At 45.8% G+C, this 22,041-nt stretch carries 17 protein-coding genes; 8 read left to right on the top strand and 9 right to left on the bottom strand.

The window, feature by feature from the left end:
• The gene (locus tag MIC7113_RS14045) at positions 1-963 is read left to right on the top strand and encodes a protochlorophyllide reductase (RefSeq protein ID WP_015182835.1); all 963 of its coding nucleotides are present in this window, start codon (positions 1-3) and stop codon (positions 961-963) included.
• A 194-nt stretch (positions 964-1,157) separates the two neighbouring features.
• On the opposite strand, the gene MIC7113_RS14040 is transcribed toward MIC7113_RS14045, so the two are convergent.
• Together MIC7113_RS14040 and MIC7113_RS14035 are read right to left on the bottom strand one after the other, a co-directional pair.
• Entirely contained in the window at positions 1,158-1,418 is a 261-nt protein-coding gene (locus MIC7113_RS14040; protein WP_015182834.1) for a hypothetical protein, read from the bottom strand.
• Between the two features lie 414 nt (positions 1,419-1,832).
• The gene (locus MIC7113_RS14035; protein ID WP_015182832.1) at positions 1,833-2,603 is read right to left on the bottom strand and encodes a 5-formyltetrahydrofolate cyclo-ligase; all 771 of its coding nucleotides are present in this window, start codon (positions 2,601-2,603) and stop codon (positions 1,833-1,835) included.
• Between the two features lie 134 nt (positions 2,604-2,737).
• Here MIC7113_RS14035 and gcvP point away from each other — a divergent pair, with 134 nt between their 5' ends.
• Positions 2,738-5,704 carry an aminomethyl-transferring glycine dehydrogenase gene (gcvP, locus tag MIC7113_RS14030; RefSeq protein ID WP_015182831.1) on the top strand — a complete coding sequence of 989 codons (2,967 nt, stop codon included), beginning with the start codon at positions 2,738-2,740 and terminating at the stop codon, positions 5,702-5,704.
• Between the two features lie 53 nt (positions 5,705-5,757).
• Here the strand turns inward: gcvP and MIC7113_RS14025 are convergent, their stop codons facing one another.
• Positions 5,758-6,063 (bottom strand): TRADD-N-associated membrane domain-containing protein, encoded by a 306-nt coding sequence (locus MIC7113_RS14025; protein ID WP_015182830.1) that lies wholly within the window; start codon positions 6,061-6,063, stop codon positions 5,758-5,760.
• A 522-nt stretch (positions 6,064-6,585) separates the two neighbouring features.
• On the opposite strand from MIC7113_RS14025, the gene MIC7113_RS39235 reads away from it, so the two are divergent.
• Positions 6,586-6,720, top strand: a complete 135-nt coding sequence (locus MIC7113_RS39235) for a hypothetical protein (protein ID WP_390465201.1) — start codon at positions 6,586-6,588, stop codon at positions 6,718-6,720.
• 11 nt (positions 6,721-6,731) lie between these two features.
• Here the strand turns inward: MIC7113_RS39235 and MIC7113_RS14020 are convergent, their stop codons facing one another.
• Positions 6,732-7,607: an SDR family oxidoreductase gene (locus MIC7113_RS14020; RefSeq protein WP_015182829.1), complete on the bottom strand. Its 876-nt coding sequence runs from the start codon at positions 7,605-7,607 to the stop codon at positions 6,732-6,734.
• 240 nt (positions 7,608-7,847) lie between these two features.
• On the opposite strand from MIC7113_RS14020, the gene MIC7113_RS14015 reads away from it, so the two are divergent.
• The 3 genes from MIC7113_RS14015 (at position 7,848) to MIC7113_RS14005 (ending at position 11,526) form a co-directional block, all read left to right on the top strand.
• Entirely contained in the window at positions 7,848-9,146 is a 1,299-nt protein-coding gene (locus tag MIC7113_RS14015; protein ID WP_015182828.1) for a pentapeptide repeat-containing protein, read from the top strand.
• A 101-nt stretch (positions 9,147-9,247) separates the two neighbouring features.
• Entirely contained in the window at positions 9,248-10,408 is a 1,161-nt protein-coding gene (locus tag MIC7113_RS14010; protein WP_015182827.1) for a mannosyltransferase family protein, read from the top strand.
• A gap of 104 nt (positions 10,409-10,512) precedes the next feature.
• A complete protein-coding gene (locus MIC7113_RS14005) occupies positions 10,513-11,526 on the top strand; it encodes a glycosyltransferase family 2 protein (RefSeq protein ID WP_015182826.1) in 1,014 nt (337 codons plus the stop codon).
• A 136-nt stretch (positions 11,527-11,662) separates the two neighbouring features.
• Here the strand turns inward: MIC7113_RS14005 and MIC7113_RS14000 are convergent, their stop codons facing one another.
• The 3 genes from MIC7113_RS14000 to MIC7113_RS13990 all read right to left on the bottom strand — a co-directional run bounded on the left by MIC7113_RS14000 (position 11,663) and on the right by MIC7113_RS13990 (position 14,811).
• Entirely contained in the window at positions 11,663-12,187 is a 525-nt protein-coding gene (locus MIC7113_RS14000) for a hypothetical protein (RefSeq protein WP_015182825.1), read from the bottom strand.
• 90 nt (positions 12,188-12,277) lie between these two features.
• The gene (locus MIC7113_RS13995) at positions 12,278-12,718 is read right to left on the bottom strand and encodes a hypothetical protein (protein WP_015182824.1); all 441 of its coding nucleotides are present in this window, start codon (positions 12,716-12,718) and stop codon (positions 12,278-12,280) included.
• A 584-nt stretch (positions 12,719-13,302) separates the two neighbouring features.
• Positions 13,303-14,811 carry an Ig-like domain-containing protein gene (locus tag MIC7113_RS13990; protein WP_015182823.1) on the bottom strand — a complete coding sequence of 503 codons (1,509 nt, stop codon included), beginning with the start codon at positions 14,809-14,811 and terminating at the stop codon, positions 13,303-13,305.
• A 464-nt stretch (positions 14,812-15,275) separates the two neighbouring features.
• On the opposite strand from MIC7113_RS13990, the gene MIC7113_RS13985 reads away from it, so the two are divergent.
• Positions 15,276-18,056 (top strand): PAS domain-containing protein, encoded by a 2,781-nt coding sequence (locus MIC7113_RS13985; protein ID WP_172642238.1) that lies wholly within the window; start codon positions 15,276-15,278, stop codon positions 18,054-18,056.
• Between the two features lie 69 nt (positions 18,057-18,125).
• On the opposite strand, the gene MIC7113_RS35405 is transcribed toward MIC7113_RS13985, so the two are convergent.
• Positions 18,126-18,848 carry a globin family protein gene (locus MIC7113_RS35405; protein ID WP_015182821.1) on the bottom strand — a complete coding sequence of 241 codons (723 nt, stop codon included), beginning with the start codon at positions 18,846-18,848 and terminating at the stop codon, positions 18,126-18,128.
• A gap of 935 nt (positions 18,849-19,783) precedes the next feature.
• Between MIC7113_RS35405 and MIC7113_RS13975 the strand changes: the two genes are divergently transcribed.
• Positions 19,784-20,680, top strand: coding sequence for a DUF3050 domain-containing protein (locus tag MIC7113_RS13975; protein ID WP_015182819.1), 897 nt, complete (start codon positions 19,784-19,786; stop codon positions 20,678-20,680).
• Positions 20,681-20,826: 146 nt separating this feature from the next.
• Here the strand turns inward: MIC7113_RS13975 and MIC7113_RS13970 are convergent, their stop codons facing one another.
• Entirely contained in the window at positions 20,827-22,032 is a 1,206-nt protein-coding gene (locus MIC7113_RS13970) for an AAA family ATPase (protein WP_015182818.1), read from the bottom strand.
• Between the last annotated feature and the right edge of the window lie 9 nt (positions 22,033-22,041).

Raw genomic sequence — 22,041 nt, 5'->3', positions numbered from 1 at the left:
ATGGCACAAGAGCAGAAACCAACAGTCGTGATCACAGGTGCCTCTTCGGGAGTGGGCTTGTACGCCGCCAAAGCCCTTGCCAAAAGGGGATGGTATGTGGTAATGGCTTGCCGCGATTTAGATAAAGCCCAAAAAGCGGCTCAAACGGTGGAAATACCGCAGGGTAGCTACACTCTAATTCAGATCGACCTGGGTTCCTTGCAGAGCGTTCGAGACTTTGTCAGGGTTTTCAGGGCACGGGGATTGACCCTAGACGCTTTGGTGTGCAACGCCGCCATCTATATGCCTCTATTAAAAGAGCCGTTGCGAAGCCCAGAAGGCTACGAGTTGACGATGACCACAAATCACTTGGGTCATTTCCTGTTGTGCAATCTCATGTTGGAGGATTTGAAAAAGTCCTCGTATCGCGATCGCAGACTGGTGATTTTGGGAACCGTGACGCACAACCCGGATGAGTTGGGCGGCAAGATTCCACCGCAGCCCAATTTAGGCAATCTAGAAGGCTTTGCAGAGGGCTTTAAAGAACCGATTTCTATGATCGACGGCAAGGCGTTTGAACCCGTCAAGGCTTACAAAGACAGCAAAGTCTGCAATATTTTGACCATGCGGGAACTGCATCGGCGCTATCACGAATCCACCGACATCACCTTCAGTTCTCTCTACCCAGGATGTGTGGCAGACACGCCGCTATTTAGAAACCACTATCCTCTGTTCCAAAAAATCTTCCCGTGGTTCCAGAAAAATATCACAGGGGGATATGTATCACAGGAATTAGCCGGTGAACGGGTGGCGCAAGTGGTTGCCGATCCGGAATACCGCCAATCCGGTGCCTATTGGAGTTGGGGCAATCGCCAGAAGAAAAATGGCAAGTCGTTTGTGCAACAAGTCTCTCCCCAAGCCCGCGATGATGAAAGAGGCGTTCGTATGTGGGATTTGAGTGCCCAGTTGGTGAGACCGATGTAATCCTTGTGTAGGGGTGTAGGGTTTGCGCCCTTTGGCGTTCGAGTTCCCTAATGGGCGTAGGCTTACCCCCTACAATGTGGTGGAAGTAATAGGGTGTCCGGCATACAACCATAATATGTGGAGAGTTTGTAGTGAGGACTAAAGTCCTCTTAGAAAGGCACTTTAGTGCCTACTACGAACCGGCTCTCTGTTGCTCAGAAATCGAGTTCAGCCTCGGCAATATCCACGGATCGATTCCATTCCTCCTCAAGGGCACAAACCTTTGCTTCCGACTCAGCCGTCAGCCATTCTTCGCCACTCTCTGTAATAAAATCTAAAGCCAGGATGCGACCCCCATAGGTGCGGGCGATATCCTGAGCTTCCTGCTCACAATTAAAGCAAGTTGCATTATCAAAGGCTTGTTTCGGGTAAAAGCCTTCCCCATCAATTACATAATAATAGGTGGTCTTTAACATAGAATTTAAAAATGAATAAATCCCCTTTCTGCTGCATAAACCTCATTCCAAGAGTTGTAGATTTTTCGCATTTCTTTCCCTACATAACTCTCTTGGTTGCAAATGTTAATAAGAGCCATATTGATCACACACTGATCGAATCGAGTTGCTCCTAAGATTTGCATTGATTTTATACACCCTTTGTTGTTTACTCATATTGGCAATACTCTTTATATAATTTTGTAGTAAAAATTAGCTGAAAACTTCCGTATCAATCAATACGATTCCTAGCTAAAAGGTTATTGATTAAAACAAATAAGTGTTTTGTTTTGTAAAAGGATACTTCGATTTGTTGTTTATTAAATTTAAGAATTGCGGAGATAAACTTAATGATTTAATTTGCCAATTAATTGATAAAAATTAAGTCTGTCGTTACTATTCGAGAGGAGCAAATCGCTCTCTCAACTGTCGCAAAATAGGAATTTGTGTATATTGCTCAGAGCGTATGGTATCCCAATCTAATCCAGTTGGGCGTGGGTAGGCTGTATGGGTTTCAATCACTTCCTCCAAGGTGATAATCCAGTTGAGTGCCCAATCGTGAGCTTGCATCGGTAAACGCTCCGGTTCAACCATCTGCAAAGGATGCACCGTTGTCACAATCGGGGTATGGGGCTGCACCAACCCAAACTCTTGAAGCATGGCAAGTTCCAAGTCGGCAAATCCCGCCCCTTTGCCGGTTCGTCCTCCCTGGCGCGTTACTGCTACACAACCCACCATCACTAAATCAATGGGTTGCATCTCCTCAAAACTGACCAATCGACCATAATTCAGTGCCTTGCGGGCAATTGCCGCGTCTTCCAGCGAGATCTGGCGTTGCTGCAAATCCTCCCTCGTCAATTCCACAAAACAACGGGTATTCGTCAAACGGGGTACCGCCATGTAGAGGCGTTTGCCATCTTGCAGAGCACGCAACCGGACTGGAATTTGTGGTGAATCTGGATTGCACTTAATGGCAAAAGCATCCTGCCAAATGGGTAAAGCTGCCAGTTGTTCAGCCGCCTGCTGTGCCCCGACAAAATTGGGAATGTGACCACAGGGTTCTCCAACCGCTACCCCCTGTTGTTGGAGTAGCGCCCAAATCTCAGCCCTCAATTCATCCTTATCGGGATGGTAACCACTCCAAGAAGTTTTAACCGGGTTAGACATTAATCACATCCATGGTTCAACTTGGCAATTTCTATACACCGCTATTTTCCTAGGTTTGTTACAAAATAATAAAGTGGTAGCGCCACGTCTTGACATTTGTAACGCGCCACAGTCCCTCAATGAGTCGGTTTCCTATGCCTAACTTGGATGTCACCGTTAATCCTGAAGCGAAACACCCTCAAACCGTGCTTGACTCTCAGCAGAATTTATCCTCATCAGTCGTCCCTGCGTCTACCGATTCCTTTGTGTGGCGGCACATCGGCCCCAGCGCCGCTGAAATTGAACAAATGCTAAACCTTTTGGGGTGCTCCAATTTTGACGCCCTAATTGACCAAGCTGTCCCTGCCGCCATCCGTCTCAATCGACCCCTACAATTACCCAGCGCTCAAAGTGAGGAGGCAGCATTAGCTCAGATTAAAGAAATTGCCTCTAAAAATCAAGTGTTTCGGTCGTTTATGGGCATGGGCTACCACGACTGCATCACTCCGCCCGTCATCCAGCGCAACATTCTGGAAAACCCAGGCTGGTACACGGCTTACACCCCTTATCAAGCTGAAATTGCTCAAGGGCGTCTAGAGGCACTCCTGAATTTCCAAACCATGATTATTGACTTAACGGGTTTGGAAATCGCCAATGCTTCCTTACTGGATGAAGGCACCGCCGCCGCTGAAGCGATGACGATGAGTTATGGCTTGTGTAAAACCAAAGCCAATGCCTTTTTTGTCTCCAGCGCCTGTCATCCTCAGACGATTGAAGTGGTACAAACCCGTGCTCAACCTTTAGGGATTGAGGTGATTGTCGGCAACCATCAAACCTTCAAGTTTGAACAACCGATGTTTGGCGCACTCCTCCAGTACCCAGCCACGGATGGCACGATTTACGACTATCGGGAGTTTATCGAAAAAGCTCATGAAGCGGGTGCATTAGTCACCGTTGCCGCCGACCCCTTAAGTCTTACCCTCCTCACCCCCCCTGGAGAATTTGGTGCGGATATCGCGGTAGGAAGCACACAGCGCTTTGGTGTGCCTCTAGGATACGGGGGGCCTCATGCCGCCTACTTTGCCACGCGAGAAGCCTACAAACGGCAAGTTCCAGGGCGGATTGTGGGTGTCTCCAAAGATGCTCAGGGTAAGCCCGCACTGCGTTTAGCCCTGCAAACTCGTGAGCAACATATCCGCCGTGACAAAGCCACGAGTAATATCTGTACCGCGCAGGTACTACTGGCAGTAATGGCTTCGATGTATGCGGTTTATCATGGTTGTGAGGGAATTAAGCGCATTGCCCAGAAGGTACATGGCTTAACGGCAACGTTGGCGGCGGGATTGAAGCGACTGGGCTACAGACTTGGGTCAGAATTATTCTTTGATACGCTGCGGGTGGAATTGGGCATCCACAAGTTGGAAGAGATTTTAACAGCGTCTCAGGTGCGTGGGATTAACCTGCGAATTTTTGACACAACGGCGGTTGGCATCACTTTAAACGAAACCACCACCATTGCAGACTTACTCGACTTGTGGAAGATTTTCGCCGGTGTTGGGGTGCAAGGTCTGGCAGAGTTGCCTTTTGGGGTGGAAGATGTAGCCAAGGGGGTCAATGTTGCGTTTGCAGAACCTTTTGCCCGTAAAAGCAGCTATTTAACTAACCCTGTCTTTAACCGCTATCACTCAGAAACGGAATTGTTGCGTTATCTGCATCGCCTGCAAGCGAAGGATTTGTCGCTGACAACCTCAATGATTCCCTTGGGTTCCTGCACGATGAAGCTAAACGCAACGGCTGAGATGATACCCGTCACTTGGTCGGAGTTTGGTAAGATTCATCCCTTTGCCCCCCTGTCGCAAACCGCTGGGTATCAAGTGTTATTCCAGCAGTTAGAAGAATGGTTGGCAGAAATTACCGGCTTTGCAGGCATTTCTCTCCAGCCGAATGCGGGTTCTCAGGGGGAGTATGCCGGACTTCAGGTGATTCGTCAGTACCATCAACAGCGAGGGGAAGGACATCGCAATATTTGTTTAATTCCAGAGTCGGCGCATGGTACCAATCCCGCAAGTGCTGTCATGTGTGGGATGAAGGTAGTGGCGGTTAAGTGTGATAATCAGGGAAATGTTGACCTGGATGACTTGAAACGCCAAGCTGAAAAGTACAGTAAAGAACTTGCCGCCTTGATGGTGACTTATCCTTCGACTCACGGTGTGTTTGAGGAGTCGATTCGGGATATCTGCGAGATGGTTCATGTCCACGGGGGACAGGTTTACATGGATGGGGCGAATATGAACGCCCAAGTGGGTTTGTGCCGTCCGGGTGATATTGGCGCGGATGTCTGCCACTTGAATTTGCACAAAACCTTCTGTATTCCTCATGGAGGTGGTGGCCCAGGGATGGGGCCAATTGGGGTAATGGCGCATTTGCTCCCATTTTTACCTGGGCATTCTGTGGTGGAGATAGGGGGGAAACAACGGATTGGGGCAATTTCTGCGGCACCTTGGGGGAGTGCGAGTATTCTGCCAATTTCTTGGATGTATGTTGCCATGATGGGGGCAGAAGGATTGACGGCAGCCACGAAGGTGGCGATTTTAAATGCTAACTATATTGCCCGTCGGTTAGAAGCTTATTATCCGGTTTTATATAAGGGGAAATCGGGGTTAGTTGCCCATGAATGTATTTTGGATTTGCGACAGTTGAAAAAGTCGGCGGGGATTGAAGTGGATGATATTGCTAAGCGTTTGATGGATTATGGTTTCCATGCCCCAACGGTTTCATGGCCGGTGGCGGGGACGATGATGGTCGAACCAACGGAAAGCGAATCGAAGGAAGAATTAGACCGTTTTTGTGAGGCGATGATTGCGATTCGTAAGGAAATCGAAGAGATTGAAACGGGTAAGGTGGATGATCAGGATAATGTGTTGAAGAATGCGCCCCATACGGCAGAATTTCTGATGAGTTCGGAATGGATTCATCCTTATTCTCGTGAACAGGCGGCTTATCCTGCACCTTGGACAAGGGAACACAAATTCTGGCCTACGGTGGGTAGGATAGATAATGCATTTGGCGATCGCAATTTAGTCTGTTCTTGTGTGGGAATGGAGGCGTATACGCAGGGGTGATTTGAATATCTAGATCCCTGACTTCTTAAAGAAGTCGGGGATTTGGGCAGCAATCAATCCTCATCTATCATCTGACGCAATTCCTCTTTTGCTTCCTTCGCCAACTGGACACTGTGAAGGCTTGCCAGTACTCCTCCTGTTGTTGTCAGGCTGGCTTCGGGTACTTTGTTGAAATAAAGAAGCCCAACACCAGATAAAGTCATGAGGGCAGATGCTGTGGTGATGGCAAGCGCGAAGTTATAGCTTCGACGAACTTGGCGCAATAATTCTCGCATAATCTCTTGTTTGATATTGCTATTAGCCTCGTTAGAATTTGGCTGATTATCGGATTTGAGCTTTCTGGAAACATTGAAATTCATTTTTTTTTACCCTCTAAACTGTTGAGTTGTTGAATCTCGATACTGGTATCCTACTGAAGGCAAAGAGGTAGTTTCCAGGGCAGATAGATTTTGTTTGGATTGAGTATTTGCCCTAGATTTTGGGGCAGATAGGGCAAAGTAGGAAAACCTATATGCCCTAGACAGCAAAATCCTAAATTAGCTATACCTGATGTATTGCAAACTTTCTGGTAGACCCTAAAACCCGCCCGGAGTTTAAACTCCGGGCTAATAGATCAAGTCCACTAAAGTGGACTGAAATCCTTGTCGAGTCAGTATTTAGTCCTCTTCAGAGGACTTTCGCTATGAGCCAAGGGTTTAAACCCTTGGCGGGTGAGTGGGTAGGTGCAAGATGATTGCTAAAAAATCAAAGGCAAAAAAATCCTACGTCCAAAAAGCGTATCTGGACAGGTTTCCCTATAATCTGGTGAATTCGGGGAATTTAGAAGAGTATTTCCAAACCCTGACTGATTTTAAATTCCTGACGAAAAAGATTAACCTTGGTTGTGTTCCTTGACACTTAGCTTAACTCCCCCTGGTGGACGGTTACTATGCACTCTCACTGGTCATAGCAACTCAGTAAATGCAGTAGCCGTAACCCCGAATGGCAAACAAGTGATTTCAGCTTCATCTGGCTGAGTCAGAGAATATCAAACCTTACCTCGTAACGCCTCTAATTCCTCCCGCAACGATAACGGAGCATACCCTAAATCAAACGCCATTGAACTATCCAAAGAAACATCAGGAGGTCTTGATGCCGCCATTTTTACATCCGCTTGCCCGCAACCTTTCAACCCTTCACTTGGTAATTCAAATACTTCTACTAATGAACGACCAAAATCATAACGCGACATCCGCTCTTTTCCTCCCAAATGAATGCGTCCATTCACCTTCTCCAATGCCAATAAAAGTCCCTTAGCCGCTGTGGAACCACTAGCAGGGGTACGAAATTCATCGGTAAATAAACTTAGCTCTTTACCCTCTCTCAACGTTTGAATAAATGGCTGCATGAAACTTTGAGCAGGAGGTGCAGCTACCCCAAACATTAACGGCATCCGGCAAACAGCCGTCATCGGATAACGCTCTAACATCCCTTCTTCTGCCATGACTTTTTGTTCCCCATATAAGTTGACAGGAGACACGGAATCTGTTTCTTTATAGGGAGCATTTAATCCATTAAAAACTAAGTCAGTTGAAGTAAAAGCACAAGAGATAGAATAATCCGCACAAAGCCCTGCAAGATTACACGATGCCGTTACATTAATCTTATGGGACTCTTCCGGATTACTTTGACAAATATTAGGACTGGATTGCGCGGCTGTATGGATAACGGCATCGGGCTGAATTTCCTGAAAGATGCGCTTGAGTTCCTCAAAATCTCTTAAGTCAACTTTCAGAAGAGTGATACCTGGAATTTCTATAGCGTGTGAAAAAGACGTGCCATAAATATCCCATTCTTGTTTAGCTATCTGGCAAAGATTCCATCCCAAAAAACCACTGGCACCTGTAACTAAGAGCTTTTTCATGGGTGAGTGCTACACAAATCAAGGTTACGATTAAACCACATAGACATAGAGAACACACAGGGTATTTGCACTTTATCAATAAAAATTAAAATACTATTATTGACTAGAAGCTAAAAAAATGCATAGAGCCGAGGATTAAAACTTGATTGTCTGGCACTGTGCTAAATTCTGGCTTCGTTAAAATTTTCTAAGTATATCTATGACGTTGTATTCCGCTTCGCCTAATTGTCTGGGAACACGATGACCAATCAGCCCAATCCTCCTCAGTCCAGTCCGCAGACCGATCATCCGAATGGTTCCAGTGACTATGGTACCGTCTTGAATCCCGTCCCTCTTGACCCCTCTTTGGCAGAAGTAACGCTACCTCAAGAGCCAAGTCCGTTGTCTATCCTGCCGCTATCGGGTCGTAGCAACCAACCCAGTGTGACTCAAAATATGACCCCATCGCTGCTTCCGTTGATTACCTTCATGGCGATCGCAATTCTGATTCTGGGGTTATCGATCAATAACTTCTGGATTGGCATGTCGGGCGCGATTGTCACGTTGTTGCTATCCATCCCCGTGATTTGGCCTCCCGTGAAGCGATCGCTAATTCAGACGCTATCTCCGGAAGAGCGATCGCAATTCGTGGCTGTCTTTGGATTAATCGCTGCGATCATCGGTTTAGCCTCCCTAACGGGTGTCACAAAACGTTTTGATCAAGTCCTCAGAAGCATCGACTCCGACTCCATTGGTTCCTTAGCTGAGTGGATTGGAGCCTTAGGCCAAATCATGATTGCCGTCCTTGCCGTTTATATTGCATGGCGACAATATGTAATTTCTAAAGACTTAACCATCCAACAAAACGTTATTACCCAACAGCAAACCATTGATGCTTACTTTCAAGGTGTCTGTGACTTAGCGTTGGATGATGAAGGCTTGCTCGAAGATTGGCCTCAAGAACGGGCATTTTCCGAAGGACGCACGGCTGCCATCTTGGGTAGTGTCGATCCCTTAGGTAAAGCAAAAGTTCTGCGCTTTTTGTCCCAATCTCGATTATTAACACCCCTAAAGCGGGATACCCACTTAGGACGCCCCATCCTGGATGGAAACGGAGGTTACCAGGAAGATCGCGAAAGAGGGGTGCGCGTGATTGACCTGAATATTATGTTAGCTGGAGCCGATTTGTCTGGAACAGATTTACGCTGGACGGAATTGAGCGAGGCGAATATGGTGAGAGCCAATCTCAGCGGTTGCGATTTGGTCAAAGCCAACCTGTCACGAACCATTTTGTACGAAGCCAACCTTTCGGGTGCGGATCTCAAGGGAGTTCGTCTGTTCTATGGCTCACTGGAAACCGCCAGCCCCCGCAGCCGGAGTAAACCTCCCGACTACAATACAGGGGCACACACGGGCGCGGTGGTGGAAAATGCCAATTTTACAGACGTGCAGCGGCTGGACGAAGAACAGCGCAAATACTGCTGTTACTGGTGTGGGGAGCGTTCTCGTCGGACGATTCCCGGTGGTTGTGACGGACTTCCTAATAAATTGGGTCGTTAGAGATTGTCATGATTTGATGCATCTATCTTGAGTCTTATAGGCTTAAAATTTTCACAGGGCTTGCCGCTGAGTCTGTGATCACAAATCCCACTTCTTTAGCGATGAAAACCATAGAGCCAGGGGAAACAGATGGTTTCAAAGTCAGGCTCAAAACCCAAACATGGGCGGAGGGGTTGATTTTTGTCATTGCCATCTGGCTGCTGAGCCGACTCGTCATCTTCGTAGCGATGCAACTGCTGGCTCCAGTCAGTCCCATCTCACCCGTTACTCATAGCGGCACACTGCCCCTGGATTATACTCCCGACTTTGTTCCCCAAACGAGCTGGAACCTATTTGCTCACTGGGATGGAGCCTGGTATCGGAAAATTGCCACCCTAGGGTACGACTATGCCCAGGATGGAAAATACCACTCGATCGCCTTTTTTCCCCTATTTCCCTTAGCTATTCGGGCGGTGATGAGCCTCGGCTTGCCGTCTCAAATTGCAGGCACTTTGGTCAATAATCTAGCTTTGCTGGGTGCGCTGTGGCTATTGTACCGTTGGGCAGAAGAGCGGTATAGCGTCAGTGTGGCAAGGTGGGCAACAGCCGTGCTGGCTTGGTGTCCCTTTTCCTTATATGGAACGGTTGTTTATTCCGAAGGATTATTTCTGTTAGTCACAACCGCTGCTTTGCGATCGTTCGATCAGGGTCAGTATACCAAAGCGGCTTTGTGGGGAACACTGGCAACTGCCACTCGGTCAACAGGGGTGGCGCTGATTCCGGCCTTTCTCATCGTGGCGTGGCAGGAAAAAAGGCCGAAGATCGCCTACATTGCTGGTTTGGCGGCGATGGGTGGACTGCTGTTATTTAGTTTATATTGCGCGATTGATTTTGCCGACCCATTAGCATTCGTACATGTACAGCAAGCCTGGAAATCGCAGCATCCGAATTGGTTTAGAGTATTGATCAACGCTTTAAAGTTGGACGAGGAAAATTTACTGAGAGTCGTCACGTTTTGGGGTGGAGGTTATTTGTTATGGTACTTACGCGCCAAACTTCCCCCTGTTGCTGTGGCCTATGGTTTTTGTTCCCTAGGAATTATTTTAGCGACTGGCTCTCTCAGTTCCGTCAGCCGCTATGTTTATGGAATTGTATCGATCGCCTTAGCACTCGGCTGGTTGTTCGCCAGTCATCCCCGGTGGGGATACCTGACTCTAGGCTTATTCGCTGTCATCTTAGTACGCTTCGCCCTTCGGTTTGCTTGGTGGTATTGGGTAGCCTAAGGGCGCTCATGGCTGAATTCATCCCAGCACTAGAAGCAGTGGGCGTTCTTGCTTGATATTCTGTAACTCAATACTGATTACCCGATTCCAAGGATAGATGAACTGTGCGCCCCAAGTATTCCCTAGTGATTCCCGTCTATAACGAGGAAAAGATTATTACGGAACTGTACCGACGATTGAGTGCGGTGATCGATCAACTTGGGGAACCGGTGGAAGTCATTTTAATTAATGATGGTAGCCGCGATCGCACCCTTTCCCTGTTGCGAGAACTGCATGAGAAAGACCCACGCATTTGCTACATTAGTCTCGCTCGTAACTTTGGTCATCAAATTGCCGTTACTGCCGGTCTCAATTTTGTGCGCGGTGATGCGATCGTGGTAATGGATGCCGACTTACAAGACCCACCCGAATTAATCCCGGTACTTGTGGAAAAGTGGCAACAAGGTTACCAAGTTGTCTATGCCCAACGCACTCAGCGCAAGAAAGAAAGCTGGCTCAAGCGCCTCCCTGCTTATGTGTTTTATCGTATCCTGCGGCGTCTGGCAGATATCGAAATTCCCCTCGATACGGGGGATTTTTGTTTGATGGATCGGAAGGTGGTGGATGTCCTCAATTCCATGCCAGAACGCAACCGCTTCATTCGGGGACTGCGTTCCTGGGTGGGGTTGCAGCAGACTTGCATTTGCTTTGAACGTGACCCCCGTTTTGCGGGTGAAGTGCAGTACACGTTTCGCAAGTCCCTCTCCCTTGCGGCAATTGGTTTGATTTCTTTTTCTAGAGTGCCGTTACGGATCTCAACTTACCTCGGCTTACTCGCGGCAACGGTGGCGGTTCTGATGGCAATACTCGTCTTTTATTGGCGCATTATTGCCCCATCTTCCCCCTTGACAGGCTTGGCAACCATTATGATTGCCATGTTCTTTCTGGGTGCGGTGCAGTTGGTGAGTATTGGGATTTTGGGTGAGTATGTGGGGCGTATTTATGAAGAGGTAAAGGGAAGACCCCTCTATGTGTTATCGGAGGTGGGAGGGTTTGCTGATCCAGATTCTGCTTACAAAAAGAAATTGACCCCAATCTATCCCCCTGGCCATCCTGATGATTTAAGTGAGTTGAAGTAGAGACACGGCATCTTTAATGATTCTGCTTTAACCAGAGGTTACAGTTGCCGTGCCCTACACGCTGTAAATTGTCGGGGGCACTCTTTGTGCCTACTACAAACAGGATTTTACGATGGGTAATTCACCGGAGATGATATTACTTGTGGCGATTCCCCAGCCACTTAGCCGCTGCCACTCCTAAAACCGCTGCTACCACGGGATTACTGAGAAACTTCATAATTCCCGGTTGCTCGGTGAGTACCTCTTGGAAGATATCAGGGTGGGAATGATAGGCGAAGGAGGCGAGTTTACTGACATCCTCCGCACTCATGCGACTGGCATGGTGGGTGGAAAGTCCCAACTGTTGCTCTAGGTTGCGATCGCTGAGTCCTCGTTGCTTTAAATGTTTGAAAAAGGCACGAGCCACATCATCCCGCTCATTGGGCTTAATTTGAGCGATCGCCTTTTGCAGTTCTGGCTCCATCTGGCTAGGGGGAATTTTGTCGGGATGTAAAGACCGACCAAACAAATGGCGACGTTCAGCCGCTGAGGAACGCTGGGCAAAATCATCAAAATTTTCGTATTCCTGCGCCGTATTGGTCGGGGCATCATCGAGAGATTCAACATTCCCCTGAGCCAAATCATTCAAGATTTGACGCTTGTACTGTTCGCTACTTGTCATTTTAAATTTCTCCTTTTTTATCTCAGCTTTAGGCTTTGAATTCCGTCTAAAGCTCTTTCAAAGTTTGCTAATTTTACTGACTCAGCCGCTTTATTGGTATTCAATCAGCTTGGACTGCTCATCATATTGAGCGGTCAAAATCAATTTTTTGTCCGGTGCGTAAACCAAAACTTTTAAATCTTGATTGGGAAAATTCTTATGGAATCCTTGAACCAAAGATTTAGCTAAGGGCTTCACTTCATTCGGACGAACTTGACGCGTAATCACGACACCTAGCTTATTGTTGTCACGCACATAAGCATCTTGAACCACTCCCTGAGCCGTCTGGACAACCCAATTGCCAAAATCTTGTCCCACAGGACTATTTCCGCGTTCCAATTGAGTATAGTACCCGTTGGAATTTAGGGTTGTCGGTAAACTGTTCGAGGGTTGTTTAGCTTGAACCCCGCCGCTACAGGCAGCCGTTGTCGTCAGAACTAAAATCAAGACGAGAGCCGTCAGAATTTTGCGACAATGCTGAAATAGATTCACGTTGGCCTCCTACGAAAACTACATTTGCTGAATTTGTCTTGTTATCTTTCGATGAGCTTTATTTCAAAACTGGGTAACAATTTTGAAGGGATTTGGTTACTATCTTTACAAATCATCTCTAATTTTTGGGCAACTAACTTCTGCCAGAAGACATAGTAAACACCCCGGCTCAAAGAGTGTTGACACCCCCAGCCATCAAGGCGAGGGGATTTTCACCTTTGTATCTTTTCCTAACGGAAGTGACCAAACGACTTAAAATGTTAAGTTTTATCCAGCAGAGTAGAGTTCTGCTGTTAGTGAGTGTGAATTTCTGCGTGCCCGTGATATTTTTTCCTAATAGCTCAAAGGTCAACATCAAGCTGTTAATTGCTGTCTTTCATCAGCTAGCATCACTGATGGATTTAGGTCTTCATGGGCAACCCAATCGGTTAGGGTCGAGGAGAAATATTACTAAGCTACAGTGCATTAAACTTGTACATTCTAAACACAGCATAAAAATGCTCAGCTCAAATCCTCTCCCCAGCGCCCCCGCAGCCTCAATAGGCAAATTAAATGCGTAACAGCTTATTCCCCCTCTTTCCTACTCAAGGCAACCAGCGAGGATGGAATCCTGGTAACAACTGTTCGGGCTTGATCTGAGATGGGGGGGTTGAGGATGTATCCTCGGTTAAGGGCAACATCCATAACCAACCCGTAGCGATCGCTTGCCCATCATTGGATCTTAAGGTATCGGTCGCGGTGGGGGGACGAGTTACGATTTGATCAAACAGCAAGGCTAAGCCATCGGGAGACAAACTCATTTGAATATCTCGTTGATTGGGTAAGACAACTAATGGCTTGACGGACACCTGCGTACTCTTGGGGTCTGGTGTGAAGTCAATGGTGGCAAAGAAGGGTTCTTCCTCGTATTGTTCCCCTTTAATTAGTTGAGTTAACAAGCAGTAGAGAGTGTTGCGCCCCAGGGCGAATTCGCAGCTTTGGATGGAGCCGGTGGTACGCAGCAGTTCTTTCTGAGTGCCTTGGTTTGTGACCAAATAAAGCGATCGCGTGTAATCCGTATTAAATTTAACCATGGCGGCTGCCGAACCATCCTTGGCAAAGCTCAGTAGAATGCCAAACTTGGGCAGAAAATCTAAGGGTTTGGTCTGTGGTTGTAAGGGTAAAATCGCCACGCCCTGCCCTTGTGCTACAGCCACAGAACCACTATCGGGAGCGATGATAAAGTCCCCTCCGGGCTGGTTTCCCAATGAGCGGGGTTTGGCGTTGGGTTGGATAATCCACAGACCAAAATCGCCGGGATTACGCCGATTCAATCGTTGGACAACAATAGTCTTGCCATCACCTGACAGGTCAAATTTTAGGTTCTGATAGTCTTTGCTATCTAACACTAAATTCAGTCGGCCTTCTGGCGGTAGTTCAGCCGCTGATTGATCGTCCGATTGAAATGAGATTCCTGTGGTTACCGTGTACAATTGCTGATTGAGTAAGCCCTTTTCTTGATATTTGCGATCGCTAGCCGAGAACAAGATTTTTTCACCCTCTGGGTAGGGTTTAAAATCCATGACGACTAAATCAGCCGGCGACAGGATACTTTTTTTCTGAGTCGTGAGGTTGTAAAGAATTAGCCGTCCCTGCTCTTTTCCTTCAACGCCGATATAAGCAAAAGCGCGATCGCGGGTACGAAAGGAAGCCGAAAATGGCTGCATCTGCTTGCCTTCGTTCTCCCTGGCAGAAATTTGGTCTCTCGCTCCCTTGAGTTCGACTTTATACTGGTTCCCATAGGGCACGGGAAACTTTGGGGTATAAGCCATGCGACGCCCCGCCCAGCTAAATTTTCCGGGGATAGGCGGTTCGATTTTTAGGTTGGCCTCTACACTATCGTGGTTCATGGGACGGCTAAAGGTCAGGATAAAGGCCGTATCCTCTGCACTCACTTGTTGATTCTGCCAACTAAAATCGCGCACTCTAGGGGCTGTGCGATCGCCACTCAACAGCAAGATTGAGATCAAAAGACTGAGTACTACCATTACACCCAAAGCGGCACGATCAATGGGCTGGAGGAATTTTTTGGGGGTTACAGTTTGACCGGACATAATGGAAGACCAGAGGCTAAGGACTTGCAGAAGTTCTAAGGCTGACGCCAAATCTCCTATCTAACAGGTTGTTTACTTCCTAGAGTGGCAGGTCTGTCGTCAACTTCACAAACTCTTTGCAAAAAAAAGCCATGAGGTTATGTACAATAACACAATACTTAACAAAGCATCGAGACATCACTTACAGGTTCAACCTTTAACGTGTAAGTCCAAATATCCCAAGAAAAGCGAGAAAAAAGAGCAGCTACCTTTCCAGACGCTTGAGGGATAGACCCGACCGGAAACCTCAACACATAGCGTGAAAGACGGCTTGGACAAACACTGAGTTGCCTTCTATACTGAACTTTTGCGGTTTCTTTCTTTGGATATATTAATCTATTTTTATATTTGTTTAAGGTTAGGACAAGCGTAGGGATAACTAGCGAGGTTCCTCTCTTGTTAATGGGTTTATTGATATGAAAGCCATGGTCGCCAAGAAAGCTAGTTGTAGGGTCTTAGACGCCAATCAATCAGAACCAGTGGATATAGGCAACAAGAGGGTATATGACCGTGCGCTAGCTGCCACAAGCTGTGGCATCGTGATTAGTGATGCTCGCTGTTTCGACAATCCTATAATATATTGCAATCCGGCTTTCCTGAAAATCACAGGCTATTCCCAAGAGGAAGTGATAGGACGGAATTGTCGGTTTTTGCAAGGCCATGATACTGATCCAATTGCTGTTGAGCAAATTCGCCAATCGATCCGGACAGGGCAAGAAGTCAGAGTTGTCTTAAAAAATTATCGCAAAGATGGCACACTGTTCTGGAACGATCTAACGATTTCGCCAGTAAGAGATAGCTCAGGCAAGGTAACGCACTTTATTGGCGTTCAAACCGATATCACTGAGCGCAAGCAGGCGGAAGAAACCCAACAATTAATGCAGTTTTCGATTGATCGCGCTGCCGATGCTGTCTTCTATATTCGACCGGATGGGACATTATTCTATGTTAACGAGACTGCAAGTAAAGCGCTGAAATATTCCCGTGAAGAACTGCTGAGGTTAAGTATCCAGGACATTGACCCCAATTTTTCCCTCTCCGTCTGGCAGTCACATTGGCAACAGGTAAGGGAAGGTGGCTCTTTCTCAATTGAAACTCAGCATCGCGCTAAAGATGGTCAAGTCTTTCCCGTAGAAGTCACATTCAACTATTTAAGATTTAACAATCAGGAGTATAACTGTGCGTTTGCCCGTGACATTAGCGAAGCCTATCGGCAAGCTCAAGCAAGCAAGCAAGCTCAAAAGGCTTTGCAACGCAGTAATGCCTTATTGAAGGCGCAACAAGAATCCGATCCTAATGGTGTTCTGGTAACGGATGAAACAGGAGCAACATTAAGCTACAATCAGCGTTTTTGTGAAATGTGGCAAATCCCTGAGGGGATGCGGCAATTGGGAGAGCACAAAATCATCTTTAACTGGTTGCTGCCCTTAATCCAAGAGCCACAAAGAGTTTTTAGCCAGATGGAATATTTGGAAGAGAATCCCTCCCTAATCAGCCGTGAGGAAATTCATCTGACAAACGGGCGGGTTTTCGATTGTTATTCGGCTCCGGCTCGATCGCCCGAAGGTGAATCTTACGGTAGAATTTGGTCGTTTCAGGACATTACCGAGCAAAAGCAAACGGAAACGAGACTCCGACAGCAAGCCGAAAGAGAGCGGTTAGTCAGCGGGATTAATCAGCGCATCCGTCAGTCGTTGAATCTAGATGAAGTCCTGAACACGGCTGTGGAAGAAGTGCGACAATTTTTAGCTTGCGATCGCACTTTGATTTGTCGCTTTAACCTCGATTGGAGTGGCACAATTGTGGTGGAGTCCGTGGGTGAAGAATGGACGCCAGCTTCAGCCATCAATATTCAGGATACCTGTTTTCAAGAAAGCAAAGCTCATCTCTACCAAAAAGGACGGATTCGAGCGATTAATGATATCTACAATACAGACTTAAGTCCCTGTCATATTCAATTATTAGAGCGATTTCAGGTACGTGCCAACCTCGTGGTTCCTATCCTACAAGGGGATAAACTTTGGGGGTTATTGATTGCTCATCAATGCTCTAAAACACGGGATTGGCAGGACTCGACGATTGAATTACTCAGACAGATTAGTGTACAGTTGAGCGTAGCCATTCAGCAAGCCGCACTCTTCAAGCAGTTAGCCGAAGAATTAGCCGAGCGAAAAGCAGCGGAAGCCGCATTACGACGATCAAAACAAGCTCTGAAAACGCAAGCGACTGAGCTGAAAAAAGCCCTTAACGACCTCAAACAAGCCCAACTCCAACTAATTCAAACCGAAAAAATGTCGGGATTGGGGCAGTTAGTCGCGGGTGTTGCTCATGAAATTAATAATCCAGTGACGTTTATCTCTGGCAATATTACCCATGCAGAAATGTATGCTCAGGATTTGCTGGAATTGGTTGAGCTTTATACCGAAAACTATCCTCAACCGGTACCCGCCATTGCCAAGCAGATAGAGGTGATTGATTTTGATTTCCTCAAAAAGGATTTCCCAAAATTGCTGAAATCAATGGAAATTGGGGCATATCGCATTCGTCAGATTGTCTTGAGTTTAAAAAATTTCTCCCGCGTGGATGAAGCGGAGCGTAAACTCGTAGATATTCATGAGGGAATTGAGAATACCCTATTAATTTTGCAACATCGCTTAAAGCCGGAAGCGGGTAATATTCAGCTAGTGAAGGAGTACGGTAATCTGCCATTTGTAGAGTGTTATCCAGGGCAGCTCAATCAAGTTTTTATGAATCTTTTGAATAATGCGATCGATGCTTTAGAAAAATCGGTTCCAGTCGTTACTACAGAACACCACACAACCCAAGCCACAACTCCCAGCCAGCCCAAAACTAAAATCATTAAAATTTCTACTGAGGTTGCAGACTGTTCCCCCTCCCAAACTTCTAATTCGGATGAAATTGGGACGCCACAAAATGTTATTATTCGGATTGCCGACAATGGTTCTGGCATTCCTAAAGACGTTAAAAAACGAATTTTTGACCCATTTTTCACCACGAAACCGGTGGGAGAGGGGACGGGTTTAGGTTTATCAATTAGCTATCAAATTATTGTCGAAAAACATGGGGGACAACTGGAATGCCTCTCGGTTCCTGGAGAAGGAACAGAGTTTATTGTTCAAATTCCCCTTGCTCCCTCTAAGATTAAAACTCTACAAACCACGACATTGCCTTCGGGTGAAGGGTGACGGTTTTATAGAGTTGTTATCAATAGAGACATCTATTCCCGTTAATCACTTCCTATAGAGCGTCTCTATCTAGTGCTCTTCTTGCATCAGGTTAGCGATAGCTTTATATCCATGCGTCCATGCCCGCTTAACCTCTGGTGTCCATTCCTTTCCTAAAAAAGACTCAAGAGTTTTAAGGAGCGTTCCACCCACCATCGGATAATGTTCCTGAATAGTGCCATACCTTACATGTCTGGTTCCCAAGTCTTTTAGTATGTTCTTCAAGTAAGTGAGTTTACGTAGATTATTGATCACCAACACCAAAGCCGTGATTAACTTCTTCTCTTGAACCTCTATGTGAGTGTAGGCAAATAAGGGCTGAAGCTGGGGATAGTCAGTAAACAGGTTCTTATAGAACTTCGAGGCAAACTCTGTCGCCTGAGGTTGGATTAGAGCAAAACTGACTTCTAAAACTTTTATGTCTGATAACGGGATAAAGTCTTCTAGGGCTTTGTGAGAGTTCCTTCGTTCTCTTTGATGTGCTAGGTACTCCGGTTCTTGCTGATCTGGTCGGTACTCCAGTTCTTGTTCGTCTGGTAGGGACTCTAAATTCTCTGGAAAACCATTGAATTGCCAATAAGCTACGGTGCGGAAGGAACAACCAAGTAAGTCAGTAATTTCTCTAGCCGTCTTTCCATCATTTATTAACAGCAGAATCAAGCATCCTTCTCTTAAATGCGGTTGCTCACTGTCTCGTAAAGTTTGCTGTAACTGCTTTTTTTGCACTGAATTGAGGAAATCTTTGGCAGGCATGACTAGTAAAATCTGATCTTAAGGAAATTTGGGTTTTATACAAGTTAGCTGTATGGCAACTTAAAAGGGTGCAGCAACTCTGGGAGCAGCTACTGAATTTCCCACTCAGACCGTTTCGAGTCGATGTCGCGTGTATGGGTTGTAAAAATAAGTTTGAGCCGGAGCAGAGTGCCCATAATTGTTACTTCCCAGCACTTTAAGCTCAATAACATTAGCTTGTTTGATTTCATCTTCTGTAGGTGCATTTCTTTTTGGCAGCATTACAGACAATTTACACACCGATGTTAGCCTGTCCGGATCTAAAGCTTCGTTTATTTCATACCCAGTTCAGTCGAAATGTAACATAGTGCAGGCGTCTCGTTCATGTAGCCTTTCCAGGCTACGGTTTTACGGCAAGAGGCGCAACTTGGTATCACAGAGATACTCATAGTCTTTGTGTCATTTAATAGGGTGACATGCTCCCCCTCTCTGGGGGTGTGATAGTGGCTAGGGGCTATGTGCAGTCTGCACTGAGCTAATTAAAACAAAATCAATAAAATAAAAAGAAAAAGAATGGATAAAATCTTATAGACTGTTCAAATTTCTCTCAGGTTCCCTAAAGACATAAAAATTTTATTATTTTTTTTGGGTTTAAATTTTTGATGAAGTTTGTTTAAAAATGTGGAAGATTTCAGTAGTTTTAAATACGATCCAAAGTGAAATACGCCCGTGTTGTCTACATCAACTTCACTGGCTATCTTACGGTTTCTATACTCAGGGTTTCTAAGTCTACCTCTTTGCTTCAGTTGTAAACCTGGGCAATGCGGGACATTAAGGATTAAGGTAGGGAAATAACTTGGTCGAGTTTCACGTTTGCACAAATGAGGCTTGAATGCGAATTTGAATTTTCACCCAATTGTTTGATTTTCCCTTTTCAGTAACATAAGGAAAAATAAATGGTAGATCAGTACGCACGGTTAATCGAGGGTATTTCTCCTCTCCGCAATTCCCTAATCAACCATCCAGTTTATACCCAACTATGCGATCTGAAATCTCTGCAAATTTTCATGGAATCTCATTGCTTTGCAGTGTGGGATTTTATGTGCTTGGTGAAAACGCTTCAAGCTAGGCTGACCTGTGTAACTACACCTTGGCTACCACCTTCAGACATTTTTTCAGCTCGACTCATTAACGATATCGTTTTAGCTGAAGAAACGGATGAAGTTGCCCCTGGTTATTTTATTAGTCACTTTGACCTTTATGTCGCTGGAATGAAGGAGGTTAGTGCTAACGTCATTCCGATTCAGAACTTTATTCGCCAGCTTCGCGAAGGAAAATCTGTACAAGTTGCCCTGAATAACGTTGCAACTCTAACTACAACTAAAGCATTTGTTCTCAATACAATAAAAGCAACTCATAAGACAACTCATGAGGTAGCAGCTACCTTTTTGTTAGGTAGAGAAGATGTTATTCCATCTATGTTTCGACGAATTCTTCAGAGTTTAGGGGATTCCAGCATAGATTGTCAGCAGTTATCCCTGTACCTAGAACGCCATACTCATTTGGATGAGGATGTTCATGGACCTATGGGTGAGCAGCTTCTCAGAAATCTCTGTGGGGATGATGATGAAAAATGGAAACAAAGCACCTTTGCTGCACAACAAGCTTTGTTAGCTCGCATTTCTCTTTGGGATGGATTGGTTTTGCAATTGAGGCAAGGCAGGCACTCTACGCCAACTCTAACGAGAAAACCTATGACCTTCGTGTCTAATCTCCCAGAGGGGAAAAACTGGTGGCAAGGAACAAGCGCACAGGGGTCTATCAACATTCCCGACTCCATTCATACCTGGTAATAGGAAATAAGGTTATAGCGGTCGAGAGTTAAATTGACCATACGGTAGAGGAACTACGAATTGAAAGTCTAAAAATTTATAGTGAGAGCCAGAGATTAATCCAAGAAAGTGACAGGCTCTCTTTTCACTCTGGAATTTTACGGCAATTATACATATAGGTGAGTAAATTCACTCATGAGGTCAATTCTTCCCTTACGTAAAATCGCTGGATCAAGTCTTTCTGTGGTATTACAAGTCATCAAAACAACTAATTTTTGCCGATGCTGAATCCCCGATTCATCAACCACACTCTGATACAAAGTTCCATCCAACAAACTTAGAATATGCTCAGTTTTATTACTGGATTGTGCCGCTGTACTCGCTCGATTTTGCGCCAAATTATCTGCCTCATTAATAATAATACAAATCCGCTCCAAGTAATTGGGTGGAACAAAATTTTCCACCGCATCATGATCTAGGATAAAAATGACAAATCCTAACGGCATGAGAATTTCTTTAGCCACGGCTTGTGTCCATGCCGTTTTACCAGTACCCGGTTCCCCACTCACTAAAACAGCCAGTTGGTTTTGGTCAAGAATGGCCTGTTGAACCGTATCTGTAAAGCTTTGAATATCCACTGGAAATGTCCGAATCGGAAACTGACTATGAATTTGCCCCACACGGCTTTGATACCCACTTAGCATCACGGCTAAATTGTAGGTTGCCTTATTAATGAGTGGTGTTATATTTTTGGCAATGATCGTATACCGTCGTTGTCCTCTACCCAGATGATCAATTTGTAACCAAACCTGTTGTTGTGACCAATAAGCGAAAGCCGTTCCAATAATTTCCAGTCGCTCCCAATTGACAAAACGATTCACCGGAAAATAAAAAATCCGCTCCATATAGTACTGAGTGATGAGTTCAGGATTACCCAGTAAATCTAGAACGTTAAAGACCGTAATTTCCTGTAATCGAGTCAGAACATAATCAATAGGAATACTGTTGCGGCTCACAAGTTGATTAACAGGCGTATCAACACTCAAAACATCTCCATAGCGATGATCGGGGACTGGCGGTGTAGGCGTGATATAATCCCAAAATTCATCAAGTTCATACCGCATATTCTCCGAAAAAATATTCAAAATATTTGCCCACCAGGCATACTGATTACGACCGAGCGTATCAGCAATATCACTAGCAAAATCTAGAGTTTTTTGAGTCAATTCCCAAGGGTCTTTAGAGGCAAGATGTAATAAAAAATCTAAATCAAATTGTCGGGACAAAGGCCGCCAACCAGCTCCGAGTAAACCTCGACTTTGCAGGTTATGGCGTGTAGGATTTTCTTCGTTACTAAAATAGCCTGAACTCATGATTTCGAT

It is taken from the genome of Allocoleopsis franciscana PCC 7113 (assembly GCF_000317515.1).
GTDB lineage: Bacteria > Cyanobacteriota > Cyanobacteriia > Cyanobacteriales > Coleofasciculaceae > Allocoleopsis > Allocoleopsis franciscana.
The sequence above is the reverse complement of the archived record's forward strand: the minus strand, read 5'-3'. Positions and strand labels throughout refer to the sequence as shown.